12 protein-coding genes and 1 pseudogene are annotated in these 15,318 nt (G+C 55.4%); 5 read left to right on the top strand and 8 right to left on the bottom strand.

The genetic code is table 11. The features are described 5' to 3' along the window. The first annotated feature begins 18 nt into the window (after positions 1-18). The 3 genes and pseudogenes from ACL2XJ_RS16620 to ACL2XJ_RS16610 all read left to right on the top strand — a co-directional run bounded on the left by ACL2XJ_RS16620 (position 19) and on the right by ACL2XJ_RS16610 (position 3,555). A pseudogene (locus tag ACL2XJ_RS16620) lies at positions 19-1,530 on the top strand (sugar ABC transporter ATP-binding protein). Positions 1,531-1,532: 2 nt separating this feature from the next. Further along, entirely contained in the window at positions 1,533-2,528 is a 996-nt protein-coding gene (locus ACL2XJ_RS16615; RefSeq protein WP_132922510.1) for an ABC transporter permease, read from the top strand. A gap of 10 nt (positions 2,529-2,538) precedes the next feature. Next, a complete protein-coding gene (locus ACL2XJ_RS16610; RefSeq protein WP_413723838.1) occupies positions 2,539-3,555 on the top strand; it encodes an ABC transporter permease in 1,017 nt (338 codons plus the stop codon). Between the two features lie 249 nt (positions 3,556-3,804). Here ACL2XJ_RS16610 and mdoH read toward each other — a convergent pair whose 3' ends face one another. From mdoH to ACL2XJ_RS16595, 3 genes are all read right to left on the bottom strand, one after another. After that, positions 3,805-6,321 (bottom strand): glucans biosynthesis glucosyltransferase MdoH, encoded by a 2,517-nt coding sequence (gene mdoH, locus ACL2XJ_RS16605; RefSeq protein ID WP_413723837.1) that lies wholly within the window; start codon positions 6,319-6,321, stop codon positions 3,805-3,807. Then, complete coding sequence (locus ACL2XJ_RS16600) at positions 6,314-7,882, bottom strand: glucan biosynthesis protein G (RefSeq protein WP_243701440.1); 1,569 nt, start codon at positions 7,880-7,882, stop codon at positions 6,314-6,316. The genes mdoH and ACL2XJ_RS16600 overlap by 8 nt, the downstream gene beginning before the upstream one ends. Positions 7,883-8,433: 551 nt before the next feature. Beyond that, positions 8,434-8,949, bottom strand: a complete 516-nt coding sequence (locus ACL2XJ_RS16595) for an O-acetyl-ADP-ribose deacetylase (protein ID WP_413723836.1) — start codon at positions 8,947-8,949, stop codon at positions 8,434-8,436. A 219-nt stretch (positions 8,950-9,168) separates the two neighbouring features. On the opposite strand from ACL2XJ_RS16595, the gene ACL2XJ_RS16590 reads away from it, so the two are divergent. Next, complete coding sequence (locus tag ACL2XJ_RS16590) at positions 9,169-10,359, top strand: beta-glucosidase (RefSeq protein ID WP_203522146.1); 1,191 nt, start codon at positions 9,169-9,171, stop codon at positions 10,357-10,359. 98 nt (positions 10,360-10,457) lie between these two features. Here ACL2XJ_RS16590 and ACL2XJ_RS16585 read toward each other — a convergent pair whose 3' ends face one another. The 4 genes from ACL2XJ_RS16585 to ACL2XJ_RS16570 form a co-directional block, all read right to left on the bottom strand. Then, positions 10,458-10,634, bottom strand: a complete 177-nt coding sequence (locus tag ACL2XJ_RS16585) for a hypothetical protein (RefSeq protein ID WP_165934143.1) — start codon at positions 10,632-10,634, stop codon at positions 10,458-10,460. Between the two features lie 297 nt (positions 10,635-10,931). Then, on the bottom strand, positions 10,932-11,114 hold the full coding sequence (locus ACL2XJ_RS16580; RefSeq protein WP_413723835.1) for a DUF2158 domain-containing protein: 183 nt from the start codon (positions 11,112-11,114) through the stop codon (positions 10,932-10,934). Positions 11,115-11,202: 88 nt separating this feature from the next. Then, a complete protein-coding gene (locus ACL2XJ_RS16575; RefSeq protein WP_132922516.1) occupies positions 11,203-11,898 on the bottom strand; it encodes a phosphohydrolase in 696 nt (231 codons plus the stop codon). 137 nt (positions 11,899-12,035) lie between these two features. Then, the gene (locus tag ACL2XJ_RS16570) at positions 12,036-12,650 is read right to left on the bottom strand and encodes an alpha/beta hydrolase (protein WP_413723834.1); all 615 of its coding nucleotides are present in this window, start codon (positions 12,648-12,650) and stop codon (positions 12,036-12,038) included. Positions 12,651-12,983: 333 nt separating this feature from the next. Between ACL2XJ_RS16570 and ACL2XJ_RS16565 the strand changes: the two genes are divergently transcribed. Continuing rightward, a complete protein-coding gene (locus ACL2XJ_RS16565) occupies positions 12,984-14,123 on the top strand; it encodes a L,D-transpeptidase family protein (RefSeq protein WP_413723833.1) in 1,140 nt (379 codons plus the stop codon). Between the two features lie 62 nt (positions 14,124-14,185). Here ACL2XJ_RS16565 and ACL2XJ_RS16560 read toward each other — a convergent pair whose 3' ends face one another. Beyond that, the gene (locus tag ACL2XJ_RS16560; RefSeq protein ID WP_413726907.1) at positions 14,186-15,130 is read right to left on the bottom strand and encodes an alpha/beta fold hydrolase; all 945 of its coding nucleotides are present in this window, start codon (positions 15,128-15,130) and stop codon (positions 14,186-14,188) included. Between the last annotated feature and the right edge of the window lie 188 nt (positions 15,131-15,318).

Below are 15,318 nucleotides of genomic sequence, written 5' to 3'. Positions count from 1 at the left end.
AGAACGCGGAGGGTTGTGATGACCGACGCCATACCTTTATTATCATTGAAAGGGATCACGAAAGTATTTCCCGGCGTGCGGGCGCTGGAAAATGTCCATATCGATCTCTATCCGGGCAAAGTCACGGCGCTGGTAGGCGAGAATGGCGCCGGGAAATCAACGCTGGTCAAGGTGATGACCGGTATCTATCAGCCGGAAGAAGGCACGATAGAATATAAAAAAATCCCCATCAAACTGGTGAATCCGGAGGCCGCCCACAAAATCGGCATCACCGCCATCCATCAGGAAACCGTGCTGTTCGACGAGCTGACGGTAACGGAGAATATCTTTGCCGGGCACTATCTTTACAGCGGTTGGCTTAAACGCCTGAACTGGCCCGCCATGCACAAACAATCACGGGAAATTCTGGCGCGGTTGGAGGTGCAGATCGATCCCTACGCCGTTTTGAAAGAGCTGAGCATCGCCCAGCGACATATGGTGGCAATCGCCCGGGCGCTATCGTTCAACGCACAGGTGGTGATTCTCGACGAGCCGACCGCGGCGTTATCCCAGCATGAAATTACCGAGTTCTATCAGATAGTCGAACGTTTGAAGCAGGAAAATAAAGCCATCCTGTTTATTTCCCATAAGTTCGACGAAATTTTTGCCATCGCGGATTATTACACGGTACTGCGCGACGGCAGCTACGTGGGTTCGGGCCAAATGGGCGATATCACCGAGGCCAGGATGGTCACCATGATGGTCGGCCGCGAAATCAGCCAGGTTTATCCCAAAAAGTCCGGCCTGCCCGGTGATACCGTGCTTGCGGTGAAAAATCTGAGCCATCCCACCGAGTTTTCCGGCATTGATTTCTCGTTGCGCAAAGGAGAAATCCTCGGTTTTTACGGTCTGGTGGGGGCGGGACGGACGGAGCTGATGAAAGCCCTGTTCGGCGTAACCCAACCCAGCGGCGGGCAGATTATCGTCGGCGGCAGGGCCCGGCATTTTGCCAACCCCGCGGCGGCTATCCGTGCCGGAATCGTTTACGTGCCGGAAGAGCGCCAAAGCCAGGGCACCATTATTGATTTGCCCATTTATCAGAATATCAGCCTGCCGCAGCTGAGCCATCTCAATCCGCACGGCATCCTTAATGAGGAAAAGGAGTGGGCCCTGGCGGATAATTACGCCAACCGCCTGCAGGTAAAAGCCTTTAGCTGGCGCCAGCAGGTGGCTACATTGTCCGGCGGCAACCAGTAAAAGGTGGTCATCGGCAAATGGCTGGCGACTCAACCCCAGATCATTATTCTGGATGAACCTACCAAGGGCATCGATATCGGCTCCAAAGCGGCTGTACACCAATTCATGTCCGAACTGGTGGGACAGGGACTGGCGGTGATTATGGTGTCATCCGAGCTGCCCGAAGTGATGGGCATGTCCCATCGCATTATCGTTATGCATGAAGGGTTGATGGCGGCGGAATTCAACGCCGGCGCGGCAACGGCGGAAATGATTGTCAGCGCGGCCAGCGGCGCCGGCGCGGAGGTGGCATAAAGATGAAAACCTTACTCAAACACCGCGAAATTCTGCTGGGGCTGGTTATCATACTGATGGTGCTGGGGGTCGGCAGCCGCTCGCCGGAATTTATAGGCGTTGAAAACCTGCTGGAAACCTTTAACGATACCTCGATTCTCATCATCCTGGCCCTGGGCCAAATGATGGTGTTGCTGACCAAGGGCATTGATTTATCCATGGCCGCCAATCTGGCGCTGACCGGCATGATAGTGGCGCTGTTGAATTTCCATCATCCCGATCTCTCCATCGGGCTTTTGGTGGTCATCGCCACCGTCATGGGGTTGCTGATGGGCGCCATTAACGGTTTGCTGGTCTGGAAGATGGGCATCCCTTCTATCGTGGTAACCCTCGGCACCATGAGCATTTATCGCGGCATCATCTTTTTGCTGTCCCGCGGCGGCTGGATTAACGCCCATCAGATGAGCGCGCCATTCCTCGGCTTGCCGCGCAGCGAGTTTCTGCATTTACCGCTGCTGGGCTGGAGCGCCATCGCGGCGCTACTGGCGGTGGGTTATTTCATGCGCTACAGCCGCACCGGCCGGGCGCTTTATACCGCCGGCGGCAATGCCACCGCGGCTTATTACACCGGGATCAATGCCGGCAAGATGCAGTTTATCAGTTTCTGCCTGTCCGGAACGCTGGCGGGATTTTGCGGGTATCTATGGATTTCGCGGTTTGCGGTAGCCTACGTCGACGTCGCCAATGGTTTTGAATTGCAGATTATTGCTGCCTGCGTGATAGGCGGCATCAGTACCATGGGCGGGATCGGATCGGTGTCCGGCTGCCTGCTGGGCGCGTTGTTTTTAGGGGTTATCAATAATGCCCTGCCGGTGATTGAAGTATCGCCATTCTGGCAGATGGCGATATCCGGCGGTGTCATTGTTATTGCCGTCATCCTGAACGAACGCTCGAACAAACGTAAGGGCCGCCTGATTCTGCGTAATGCCGTCCTTGCCAATCAGCCCCGACAAAAGTGAGAGATTCACTATGAACAAGACGCTGCTTTCTCACTCGCATCCGGAGCCGGTTCCGCTGCATAACATCCCCTGGTCTCGGCGCCTGCTGTGCTGGGAAGGTTTTTTACTGGCGGTGACCGTGGTGGTGTTTGCCGTTAACGCCACGGCTTCGCCCTATTTTTTAAATCTTTGGAACCTGTCGGACGCGACCTTTAATTTCACCGAGAAGGCCATGATAGTGTTACCGATGGCGATGCTGATTATCGCCCGGGAAATAGACCTGTCAGTGGCTTCCACCATGGCGCTGAGCTCAACCATCATGGGCTTTTGCGCCCAGGCCGGGATGGGAACCCCGGTATTGGTCTGCGTCGGACTGGGGGTCGGCCTGCTGTGCGGCCTGATCAACGGCTTGCTGGTGACCCGGTTGAATTTATCGTCCATCGTGATCACCATCGGTACCATGAGCCTGTTCCGCGGCATCACCTATGTGCTGCTGGGGGATCAATCCATCAACCATTACCCGGCCAGCTTCGCCTTCTTCGGCCAGGGGTATGTCTTCGGCGCCCTGTCGTTCGAATTCGCCCTATTCATCCTATTGGCCGTCCTGTTTTACTTTTTGCTGCATAAAACCAATTTTGGCCGGCGGACCTACGCCATCGGCAACAATCCCGTCGCCGCCTATTATTCCGGCATCAACGTGAAACGCCATAACCTGATCTTGTTCATTATGGTGGGCGTCATGTCGGGTCTGGCGGCGGTATTGCTGACCTCGCGCCTGGGCAGCACCCGTCCCACCCTGGCGCTGGGCTGGGAACTCAGCGTGATAACCATGGTGGTTTTGGGCGGGGTGAATGTCCTGGGGGGATCCGGCAGCATGACCGGCGTGATTATCGCGGCGTTCCTTATGGGGTTGGTCACCTTTGGACTGAGCCTGCTGAACGTGCCGGGCATTGTGATGTCGATTATTGTCGGCGCGATGCTTATCACGGTGATATCGCTGCCCATACTGACGCAGCGTTTTCTGGCGCGCAAAAAGAGAGCATCCTGAGGGATGCCTCGCAATACACACCAATAAACAAAACCACCCTTGCGGGTGGTTCAGACTGCTGACAAAGGCACTCGAAGTCAATAAGGCCGGGCAGGTTGCCAGAAGAGTAAACCGTCCGCGCCAGGGATGGCGCGGATCGAGCCTACAGGGAGGTATTCACGGCGTGTTTACGATCTGGCAGCCTGCCCCGACCGAACACTTTATCAACAAGCTCAAACCACCTTTGCGGGTGGTTCAGACAGCCATCGGCTATTTTTTATCCCAGGCCGGCCAAGCCTGCGGCTGAGACCATAACCGCAGGTGCAGACGGGAGAGGATAACCGGATCGCTTAAAATAGATAGCCGGTCAGGAGGAGTCAGGCCACGCGGGCCGCGTTGCAGCGCCGCCTGAATGTGCTCTTCGCGATTGACCTCGATAGCCTGGCTGACACCGTGGCGCGCGGTGGCCATGCCGGTGGCCAGGGCATTATAGGCCGGATCCATAACCGCATGGCGGAACCCGTCCAACAGCGCCCGCGCCCGATTGCGCTGCAAATAGTTCTCCGTATCCACCAGCTCTTTCGGCGGTGAGTACTCTTCGGGAATCAAGAACAGGCTGACGCGTTTGCAGGCCAACCCGAGATTGGCACGGCTGGAGAAAACCGACACCATCGGCGAAAGGATTAACGAAAAGACGATAGGCGACAGCCACCACAGGAAACGCAGATCCAGCCAGGCCATGCCGCCGGCCCAGACCAGCCCCAGCAGCATTTGCGAACCGTGGCGCGTGAAAGATTCGCCCCAGGGCGTCGCGTCGTCATCCCGCTGCGGCGAATTCCATTGCACCGACCAGCCGAGAAACGCGCTGACCACGAAGATAGTGTGAAACAGCATGCGAACCGGCGCCAGCAGCACGGAAAACAGCATCTCCAGCAGCATTGAGCAGAACAGGATAACGACTCCGCCGTACTGTTTCGCCCCTTTGGCACAAATCAGGATCACGCTGAGCAACTTCGGCAAGAACAGCAATACCATGGTGGTGGAGAACAGCGCCACCGCCAGCTCCGGCCGCCATTGCGGCCAAACGGGGAAGAGCTGGCGGGGCTGCAGGAAGTACTGCGGCTCCATCAGGGTATGCACTACCTGCAGTGCGGTAGACAGGGCCAGGAACATAAACCACAGCGGCGCGGACAAATACGACATGACCCCCGTCAGGAATACCGCCCGATGCACCGGATGCATGCCTTTGACCAGAAACAGCCGGAAGTTCATTAAATTGCCCTGGCACCAGCGCCGGTCGCGCTTGAGCTCATCCAGCAGATTGGGGGGCAGCTCTTCGTAACTGCCCGGCAAATCATAGGCTATCCACACGCCCCATCCCGCCCGGCGCATTAATGCCGCCTCCACGAAATCATGGGATAAAATCGAGCCGGCAAATGAACCATCGCCGGGCAACGGCGCCAGGGCGCAGTGTTTGATAAAGGGATCGACCCGGATAATGGCGTTATGACCCCAGTAATGGGATTCCCCCAATTGCCAGTAATGCAGACCGGCGGTAAACAAGGGTCCGTAGACGCGGGTGGCGAACTGTTGGCAGCGGGCATAAAGCGTATCCATGCCGGAGGCCTTCGGCGCGCTCTGGATAATTCCGGCGGTGGGGTTGGCTTCCATGAGCCGGACCAGGTTGGTGAGGCAAAAGCCGCTCATGACGCTGTCGGCATCCAGGATCACCATATAACTGTACTGTTTACCCCAGCGGCGGCAGAAATCATCGATATTGCCGCTTTTACGTTTTACCCGGCGGCGGCGGCGGCGATAAAAAATTCTGCCGCATCCGCCGGTTTCCTGGCAGATCTCCATCCAGGCCTTTTGCTCGGCCACGGCGATATCGGCGTTATAGCTGTCGCTCAGGATGTAAAAGTCGAAATGTTCAATTTGCCCCGTGGCTTCCACCGATTCATAGGTGGCGCGCAGTCCGGCGAAAACCCGCTCAACGTCCTCATTGCATATGGGCATGATGAGCGCGGTGCGGTGCTGCGGATTCAGGGGTTCATCACCGGTGGTGCTGGCGGAGATGCTGTATTTATCATGGCCGATAAGCAACTGGAGAAAACCCATCAGGGCCGTCCAGAACCCGGCCGAAACCCAGCAAAACAGTATGGCGAACAGAATCAGGATGCCGCTTTGCAAAACATAGGGCAAGAGTTGCAAAACCGATTGCAGCCAGTCCTGATGCAGCATATCCATCGGGTCAATCAGCGCCCAGCCCTGGTATGGCAGGATGGTTTTCATATACCAGGTGGCAACGGCGGTTTGAAACAGCGTCAGAATCAACAAAACGTACCGGCGCATGGTTCCCACCCGGCGCCAGTTGCCGTCCTCGCGCGCGGCCGCTTCCCCCTTATGGCGCGGAGGGGGGGTATGACCGCGCAACGCATTCCAGAAACGGGAAACGGGGTTGGTCAGCCAGGGCTCCGGAAACATCGGCGTACGGGTAATGGTGGGCATCGCCTTGATGGCTGTACGGCCGAGGCCATCCTCCACCAGCAGCTCCTTGCAGGTTTCGGTGACCGGCCAGGCCATGTTCAACCGCGACTTCACCGAATCCAAGGCGGCATTGTCTTCATTGGGCGTCGTGCCGGGCGTGATGCTGCCGATATCGGCATGCAACGATGCAAGGGACGAACTGCCCTCCCCCGGCAACTTGGCGCGCAGCGAACTCTTCTGCTCGGGAGAGAGAGGTAAAGCCTCGATATAATCGAGGCTGGGTTCGGTTGATTTATTCATTGGCAGGTAGCAAATAGCTCCAGGTTTCAGTCAATGTCTTGTCGCCGCTGGTCAGCGCGGCGCGCATTTCGGTAGGCTGCTTTTCATCTTTCACGCGCAAACGCAGCGTCAGACGCCAGCCATGCGTTACCGGATTATAGCGGACATTGTTTTCCACCACGTCGGCATTATTGCCAACGCTCAACTGGGAAGCCACCGGCGTATTCTCGTCAAGCGCCTTCAGGGACGGTCCGACGAAATCCACCACGAAGGCGGTAGTGCCGTCCGGCTGGCGAATAAGATTGGACTGCTTTACATCTCCGGCGGAGCGCAATGTCTGCTGAACGTAGGCAAATTCCGGTGAATGTATTTTGTCTTCATCGCGGGTAAAGTGCAGCCGGTAAGCGAGGTCGAAAGGTTTACCGGTATCCGGGAGTTTTTCCGGCGTCCAGAACGCCACGATATTGTCGTTGGTTTCATCGGCGGTGGGTATCTCCACCAGTTCAACATGGCCTTTACCCCAATCGCCCTTGGGTTCAATCCAGGCGCTGGGCCTCAAATCATAGCGGTCGTCCAGATCCTGGTATTGGGAGAACGACCGGCCGCGCTGCAGCAAACCGAAACCGCGGGGGTTTTCCACCTGGAAGGTACTGACGGAAAGATGCTTGGGATTATTCAGCGGACGCCAAATCCACTCGCCGTTGCCGGCATGGATCGAAAGTCCGTCGGAATCATGCAGCGCCGGGCGGAAGTTCATGGTGGTGGAAGGCTGGTTAGGGCCGAACAAATACATGCTGGTTAATGGCGCCAGACCCAGTTTGCCCACTTTATCGCGCAGGAATACCCTGGCCTGCACGTCCACGCTGGTATCACGCCCCGGATAGATGACAAAGCGATAAGCGCCGGTGGCCCGCGGCGAGTCGAGCAGCGCATACAGCACCAGATGCTTGTCGTTCTGCTGCGGCCGCTCAATCCAGAATTCGCGAAAACGCGGGAACTCTTCTCCGGACGGCAGGGCGGTATCAATGGCCAGACCGCGTGCGGAAAGGCCGTATACCTGTCCCTTGCCAATCACCCGAAAATAACTGGCTCCCAGCATACTGACGATTTCGTCGCTCTTGTCAGCTTTATTGATGGGATAAAGGATTTTAAAACCGGCGAACCCGAGATTCTTGACCAAATCGGGATCGTGGTTGACCGAACCAAAAGTGAACAGATCCGGCGAATATTTGATTTCAGTCACGGCGGAGCTGGTGACTTCATTGATTCTCACCGGCGTGTCGAAATACATCCCCTGATGATAGAACTCCAGTTTGAAGGGGGTAGGCTGATCGTGCCAGTATGCCTTATCATGATTGAATTGAATTTGCTGATAATCGGCAAATTTCATTTCGCGAAATTGCGAAGGCAAATTGCTTTTGGGCGCCTCGTAACCTTTACCGGCCAGTTCCTGCGCTTGTTTAGCCACATCGTCAATAGAAAATGCCCATGAAGGCAAAGCGTATAACGATAACAATAACGTCGCTCCCAGCAAACGGAGACTCGCTTTGGGTAACTTGACGAAAAATTTATTAGTTGGCACATCCCCCCCTATGCGTGTGCTCTTGATCATTTAAAGCAATTTTAATTGATAAATCACTTTTCCGACAGCGTGATACAACGATGGTTCCTCACAATATTCTTACCGGCACAGTGTTTAATCAACGATCAGAAAACAAGCGCATCTACCGGTAAAAGATAGTCTAAAACAGCACATTCCAACAATCAGAACCGCCCGCTGATTTTACCTGAGCCATCCACGGGGGGTTAATCATTTTTAACATTAAGCAGGAAGTTATTATAAAAGCCGGGTTAAAAGACCCCGCGACGGCCATTTTGCCGTGCCACAGCCCGGCGGACCCGCCAGGACGGCCGAAACAAAACGTGCGCCAAAATTAATTAACGGCGATTATAGGAAAAATCTTATTACATTATAATCGTTCCCATCCTCCAGTCGGCAGGCCGATTTATAATAATCTCAGGCGCAAAAGAGTATGCGCGCAAATAAGCGCAGATTCAAAAATAGCGCCGCCGACATCCGGAAAAACCATGGTTGTCAATTATCCCCGGCGGCGATTTACATCGGTGGGACCATCACAACCTGGCTTGGTAGAGCCGGGCATTTTCCCGGTCAAAGCAGACAAAAATAACCCTTTCCGGCCAGCTGTACCGCGCCAGGAATTCACCCACCGCGGCGATAGCGATATCGGCGGCCAGCTCTTTGGGGAAACCGTAGACGCCGGTACTGATATTCGGGAAAGCCACCAGGTGCATTTGTTTATCGCGGGCGATGGCCAGGCTGCTGTGATAGGCCTGCCGCAGCAGCTCGGCTTCATTACTGCCGCCGCCTTGCCAGACCGGTCCGACGGTATGGATCACGGCCCCGGCGGGTAAATTTCCCCCGACGGTCAGTACCGCGGTGCCAACCGGGCATCCTCCCTGCCGCCGGCGAATTTCGGCGCAGGCCTGCGCCAGCACGGGCCCCGCCGCCCGATGTATCGCCCCGTCCACCCCACCGCCGCCCATCAGCGCGCTGTTGGCGGCATTAACGATAGCGTCGGCGGACAATTCGGTAATATCCCCCACCATAACGTCCATTCTTGCTGGCATCGTTATCCCCCTGTTTGTCCGCACGGATTTGTACACTTCGCCGGCAGCGGACAAAAGTTGACTCATCGGGCGTTTTGCGGTTCTCTGGTGAGCTAAGTTTGCAATAAAGATCGCAAAGCGCGCCATATCCGGAAACGTTTTAGCTGTCACCTGTCTAATCTTACATGATAAGCAGATTGACCCGGTCAGGCAAAACTGTCTCGGGAAGGGGGAAGCCCAATGCAAGATCAAATCGAACATGGGATATCACCCATGTACCATCCGACACTATTTCAAAGCTTTTTCCAGGGCGGATTCGCCTGCTCCACCGAAGTGCGCGGCGACGGTCGCCGGCTTGATCTGATCCACTCCAGCGGCCATGAAATGCTGGCGGGCAAGGATTACGCCCAGTTGGCGGAACAACAAATGGTTACCGTGCGGGACGGACTGCGCTGGCATCTGATTGAGGAAACCCCCGGCCAATACGACTGGTCCAGTTTCCTGCCCACGCTGCATGCCGCCCAGGCCAATAATGTCCAGGTCATCTGGGATCTATGCCATTACGGCTGGCCGGATCACCTCGATATCTGGCAACCGTCCTTCGTGGAGCATTTTGCGCGTTTCGCCGGCGCCGTGGCCGCAAAGGTGCGTAACGAGGGCATCCGCCGCCCCTGTTATACGCCGATAAATTCCATTTCCTTCCTGGCATGGGCCGGCGGCGAAATGGCGCATATCCAGCCCATGGCTTCAAATAAAGGCAAAGTGCTCAAGCAGCAGTTGGTACGCGCCACCCTTGCCGCCATGGACGCTATCCGCGCGGTGGACGACACCGCCCGGTTCGTGCAACCCGAACCCGTGGTGCATATCAACGCACCGGAAGACAAACCGGAGCTGGAGCCCGCCGCGGAAGAACTCCGCATGGCGCAGTTTGAAGTCTGGGATATGCTGAGCGGCCGGCTTTGCCCCGAGCTTGGCGGCGGCCCTCATTATCTTGATATTGTCGGAATCAGCTACCGTCCGGCCAACCAGTGGTTCTTCAGAGGGGAGGTCATCGCCGTGGATGACATCCATTACCGGCCCTTTGCGGCTATCCTGGAGGAAGTCCATAAGCGTTACCTGCGGCCGATCCTTATCGCCGAGACCGGTGCGGAAAACGATATGCGGGTTCCCTGGATGCGCTATATATTTGAGCAAACCGTTCTGGCAATGCAAACAAACATTGCCGTTGAAGGCATTTGTATCTATCCGGTGGCGGATTATCGCAGCTGGAGCGGCGATAAACATTTGCCGTTCGGTCTGCTCGGCATGCAGGACGTCAATGGGTGCCGTTCATTATTCGAGCCTCTGGCGCTGGAAATACACAGTCAGCAAATACGGCTCAAAGGGCTGCTGGAGGATCCCCTCCCTGACCAGCGCGCCATGCCGGCGTGAAAAGACGGGAAAGGCTTTTGCGAGAATGCCCGATACAGCATCCGCCCCTCCGGCACCCGTTGCCGGAGGGGCGGAAAGTCCAGGCTTCACTGCTTTATTTATAAATTCTGGACCCCGCCGGTTTTGCTATAACAAGCACCGGTATCAACGCTGTTGCTGTGCCGAATATCATAAAAATAGGCGATACCGAACAGCACCGATACGGTTATCAAGACTGATATTAACAAACCGATTATTGCAAGCAGTTTTGTATCATCAAGTTTGCTGTTTTCCATGTCCAATCCTTCCTTATTATCGACGTGATCATCACACAAACCACAGTGTCGCTAATATGATAAAACTGATGAGCGTCCCTGAGGCAATGGCAAGCACCGCTATCGCAAACTGCGCATCATTCAGGGTCTCACGGTAATCTTTTTCGCGACGGGATTGACGGCTTTTTATCACTAATATGCTTAAGAATTAACAGATTATAAGATATACATCGAAAGAATTCCCTGCCGGGAGGCAAAGAATCCGCTTATAAAATATGCGAATCGAGGGGGCTTTGCAAGGGGGCCCCCTCAGGTGGGCTAACAGACGCCGAAATCCCCATCTTCCTGGTATAAGGAGAGTTCTTCGGCTTTGAACTGTTTCGCGTTTTCCTCACCGGAATCCATCATGCCGCAATAGACGATACCGTTTTCAACTTTTATCACACTCATTGCCGGTCCGCCCTTCAAAGGCTGAACCACATCACCGGTTTCAAATGTCATGAATCACTCCCCATTTCCGCGTCGGGATAGGCCCGCTGCCAGTTGCTATTTTAAGCCTATAATCGTCGGGTACGCGCGTCAATAAAGGCTAACGTTTGATTTGAAAGCGCTCCAGGGTTTCTGTATCCAACTGGTAATACTCCCCTTTGAGCTCAGCGCAAAGCTTGCTCATAAAAGTCACCAGATAATCGATATTATAGGCTGCCATCTGGCGACCCATTTCGGTTTGCATGGTATCGGCAAGGGTCAAAAGCTTGGTTTGAAAATGATCAAAGGTGTATTTGAGATCATCCAGCGGCCGATGAAGAGCCAAGGGATCCTCCACATTGAACAGACCGCGGCCCAGTTGTCCCGAAACGTGAAATACCCTGGCCAGCCCTATGGCGCCTAAAGATTCCAGCCGGTCGGCATCCTGGACTATTTTCGCTTCCAGCGTCCGGGGCGGAATGCCGGCGCTAAAGCTGTGCGCTTCAATGGCATGAGCCACCGCGGGATATTTCGCCACCGGAAAATCCGCAAAACTCTCGGCCAGGATACTCTGTGTCTTTTTTGCCGCCTTGGCGGAGGCCAAATGACGTTCGGGATGGTTTTTCGGCAGGTTGACCACGTCATGAAAATAACAGGCTGTCAGCACGGTTAATTCATCGGCCCGGGTCAAATGCATAATTTTTTGAGCGGTATGCCAGACACGGCTGAAATGGGCGAGATCGTGCGCTTTGTCATCCTGGGGGAAATGCTGTTCCAAATAAGCTTTGAAGCGTGCTTCCCATTCCTCTAATCCCATATTTACCTCCTGCCTGCGATATATTTCTTATAATAGTATTCTTGCCGATAATTGTTAATTATTTGTTACACCCAACGTTTCCTTCCCTCGACTTACTAAGACACAACCCGCGCCGGTCTTCAAGCTTATTAACCGTTTCATTTTGCAACTGCGGCAAGCGTCCGGGAAATAAATTGTCCCGCCAGCGCCACGCCTTCAGCGGAAATTTCATGGCCCACACGGGGCAAGATGAAGGTGGTCGCCGCCACGCCCGTTTCTTGCAGGGCTTTCCCGGCATGCTCGGTTTCCCAGGCAGGGATAACCTGATCATCCGCGCCATGAATCAACAGTACCGGCGTGGCGGCGGCCGGCATCAAAGGCAGCGGCGATGATAACCGCCCGGAAAAGGCCACCACGGCGGCAACCGGCCAACGTCCCGAAGCGATGGCATCCAAAGCCATGATCGAACCTTGGGAAAACCCCACCAATACCACCCGTTCGGGATGGCCGGCCATGCCCTGCTCCGCCATTATCCGGGCAATGAGCCCGTCGAAGGCCAGCCTGGCGGCCAAAACCCGCTGCGTCCGGTTTTCCGGGGTCACGCCGTAAACGCTGAACCATTGATAAGCGGGTCCCATATCAAACGGCATCGGCGCGTTGGGGGCGGCAAATAGCGTATCCGGCAGGCTGTGTCGCCAAATCTCACCCAGCGGCGCCAGACTGTCGCCGTTGCTGCCGACGCCGTGCAAGAAAATAATCAGGCTTCGTTTCATTTATCCTCATTCTCCATCATGAACAATCCGCTCCCTTAGGGGCGCTCCGAACCGGCCTGCACCCTACCCTTCAGGTTCAGCGCGCCGTCATTCTCTTTCACTTTGCCCTGCCATTATCCGCTTGCCGGCGGCGGATTTTCAATGTCGGCTGTTTCGCGCCCGCCATATGGACAAATTATCATCCGAAAAAACATATAACCATTGCGTCAAACCCTAAGTTACACATATTATTTCCCACTTTGGCCGCTGTGCACATATAATGCCCATCCGGTCATCATCGATCTGGAATCGAAAACCTAATTACTGCTTGTGTGGCGATAACATCTGACAACTATGAAAATGAATATGCGTGCTATCTGTACGGCAATATTGGCCGTGGCTGCGTTCAGTCACTCCGCCTTTGCCGTGGTATACCCATTGCCTGCCGACAACAACAGCCGGCTGATTGGGCAAAATCTGGAAGTGGAAATTCCCCAGGACAGTAAATTGCCGCTGGAGCATTTTGCCGCACAGTATCAAATGGGCCTGAGCAATATGCTGGAGGCCAACCCCGGGGTCGACCCGTACCTGCCGACCCCCGGCAGCAAGCTGATTATACCTCATCAGTTGATCCTGCCCGATACGCCCCATGAAGGCATTGTGGTAAACAGCGCCGAGATGCGCCTGTACTATTACCCGAAGGGAACCAAGACCGTGGTGGTATTGCCCATCGGCATCGGACAACTGGGCAAGGATACCCCGGTGAACTGGCTGACCACGGTACAACGTAAACAGGCCGGGCCGACCTGGACCCCCACCAAGGCGATGCATGCGGAATATGCGGCTGAAGGCAAAAGCCTGCCAAGCGTATTTCCGGCGGGCCCGGATAATCCGATGGGACTGTATGCGATGTATGTCGGCCGGTTATTCGCCATTCACGGCACCAATGCCAATTTCGGTATTGGTTTACGGGTGAGCCACGGTTGCGTCCGTTTGCGCGCCGACGATATCAAGTATCTGTTTGATCACGTTCCGGTGGGCACCCGGGTACAGTTTATCGACGAACCGGTTAAAGCCACCATTGAGCCGGATGGTTCCCGTTATCTGGAAGTGCATAACCCGTTGTCCTCCACCGAAGAACAATTCACATCCAACGAGCCGGTACCAATTACGCTTCCGGCTAGCGTAAGTAAAATATTGGTGGATCAGATGGTTAACCAGAATGTGGTTAACATGGCGCTGCAGAACCGCTCCGGTATACCGGTAAATGTCACCGCGCCGGACAGCAACGCTCCGGCAGTCTTGCCGGCAAGCGCTCCGGCCAATGCACCGGCCGCCGCGCCGGATTCAACGCAGACCGCACCCCAGCCCGCGGGCGACGTACCACAACCGGCTCCAGCCGCCGACGGCACCGCGCAGCCGACGGCACCACAGGCGCCGGCTACTGACGGCGGGGCGCAGCCGGTACAGGCGCCTTCCGGCAGCTCCAATTAAGCTATAATGCCCAAAGGCGGGAATCCCATAAGGGTTTCCGCCTTTATCGCGGCAACCCTTGCTTATCGGTCCAGCACCCGCAAAAGGGTTTGATTGAACCGCTCCGGCTCTTCCATCTGCGGTGCATGTCCCAATCCCGCGAACTCTATTAATTCCCCGCCGGGAATTCGTTTCACCGTCTCTTTGCCGAGCCGGTCATAATGCCCCAGCGCCGCTTTTACCGACGCAGGCGCAATATCGCTGCCTATGGCGGTAGTATCCGCCGTACCGATTATCAAGGTCGTCGGCACCTGCAAATCCTTGAATTCATAAACCACCGGCTGGGTAAAAATCATGTCGTAAATCAGCGCCGAATTCCAGGCCACAAGTTTATGCCCCGGCCCCTGATTCAAGCCGGCCAACATATCCACCCAACGGTCATAGGCCGGTTTCCAGCGCCCGACATAATATGTGGTAAGTTCATATTGACGAATACCCGCGGCAGAGGTCTTGAGTTCACGCTCATACCATTGATCGGGGGTACGGTAAGGAACGCCCAGGGCTTTCCAATCCTCCAGTCCGATTGGATTCACCAGCACCAATCTTTGCACCTCGGCGGGGTACATCAACGCATAGCGCGTCGCCAGCATGCCGCCGGTAGAATGCCCCACCACCATTGCCTTGGCAATACCCAGGCTACGCAGCAAGGCATTGGTATTGGCGGCCAACTGCTGAAAACTGTATTGATAATGATCGGGCTTGCTGGAGGTACAAAAGCCAATCTGATCCGGGGCAATCACCCGGTAGCCCTGCTGGGTCAATGCCTTGATGGTATCCTCCCAGGTGGCCGCGCAAAAATTCTTTCCGTGCAACAGCACCGCGGTCTTACCGTTGGCGCCCCCCTGGGGCGCAACGTCCATATACCCCATCGCCAAGGGGGTACCTTGGGAAGTGAAAGAATAATGGTGCAACGGATACGGATAGGTAAATCCCTGTAGCTGCGGACCGTATAGCGGCGTTGCCGCCATGGCCGTTTGGAACGAACCTAAAAAACAGGTGATGGCGATAAGCAGGTATTTGACAAAACGAGACATGATTCGACCTTTCGAATTAACTGACCAGCCGCTAAAGAAAGGGCAACCGCTAGGACGCCCCGCTATCTCTTCACCCGCCGGCGAGAAAAAGCGGCTATCGTAATGAATGCCTAATAAGATTA

The organism is Sodalis sp. RH16 (genome assembly GCF_047324245.1).
Lineage (GTDB): Bacteria > Pseudomonadota > Gammaproteobacteria > Enterobacterales > Enterobacteriaceae > Acerihabitans > Acerihabitans ligni.
Note: the sequence above shows the minus strand (reverse complement) of the source record. Positions and strands in the feature narration are given on the sequence as shown.

What these genes read in the sequence shown, in the direction of transcription:
- ACL2XJ_RS16615 (WP_132922510.1), top strand. Translation starts at nt 1,533, where the DNA reads ATGAAAACCTTACTCAAACACCGCGAAATTCTGCTGGGGCTGGTTATC.
- ACL2XJ_RS16610 (WP_413723838.1), top strand. Translation starts at nt 2,539, where the DNA reads ATGAACAAGACGCTGCTTTCTCACTCGCATCCGGAGCCGGTTCCGCTG.
- mdoH (WP_413723837.1), bottom strand. Translation starts at nt 6,321, where the DNA reads ATGAATAAATCAACCGAACCCAGCCTCGATTATATCGAGGCTTTACCT.
- ACL2XJ_RS16595 (WP_413723836.1), bottom strand. Translation starts at nt 8,949, where the DNA reads ATGCCAGCAAGAATGGACGTTATGGTGGGGGATATTACCGAATTGTCC.
- ACL2XJ_RS16590 (WP_203522146.1), top strand. Translation starts at nt 9,169, where the DNA reads ATGCAAGATCAAATCGAACATGGGATATCACCCATGTACCATCCGACA.
- ACL2XJ_RS16585 (WP_165934143.1), bottom strand. Translation starts at nt 10,634, where the DNA reads ATGGAAAACAGCAAACTTGATGATACAAAACTGCTTGCAATAATCGGT.
- ACL2XJ_RS16580 (WP_413723835.1), bottom strand. Translation starts at nt 11,114, where the DNA reads ATGACATTTGAAACCGGTGATGTGGTTCAGCCTTTGAAGGGCGGACCG.
- ACL2XJ_RS16575 (WP_132922516.1), bottom strand. Translation starts at nt 11,898, where the DNA reads ATGGGATTAGAGGAATGGGAAGCACGCTTCAAAGCTTATTTGGAACAG.
- ACL2XJ_RS16570 (WP_413723834.1), bottom strand. Translation starts at nt 12,650, where the DNA reads ATGAAACGAAGCCTGATTATTTTCTTGCACGGCGTCGGCAGCAACGGC.
- ACL2XJ_RS16565 (WP_413723833.1), top strand. Translation starts at nt 12,984, where the DNA reads ATGAAAATGAATATGCGTGCTATCTGTACGGCAATATTGGCCGTGGCT.
- ACL2XJ_RS16560 (WP_413726907.1), bottom strand. Translation starts at nt 15,130, where the DNA reads ATGGCGGCAACGCCGCTATACGGTCCGCAGCTACAGGGATTTACCTAT.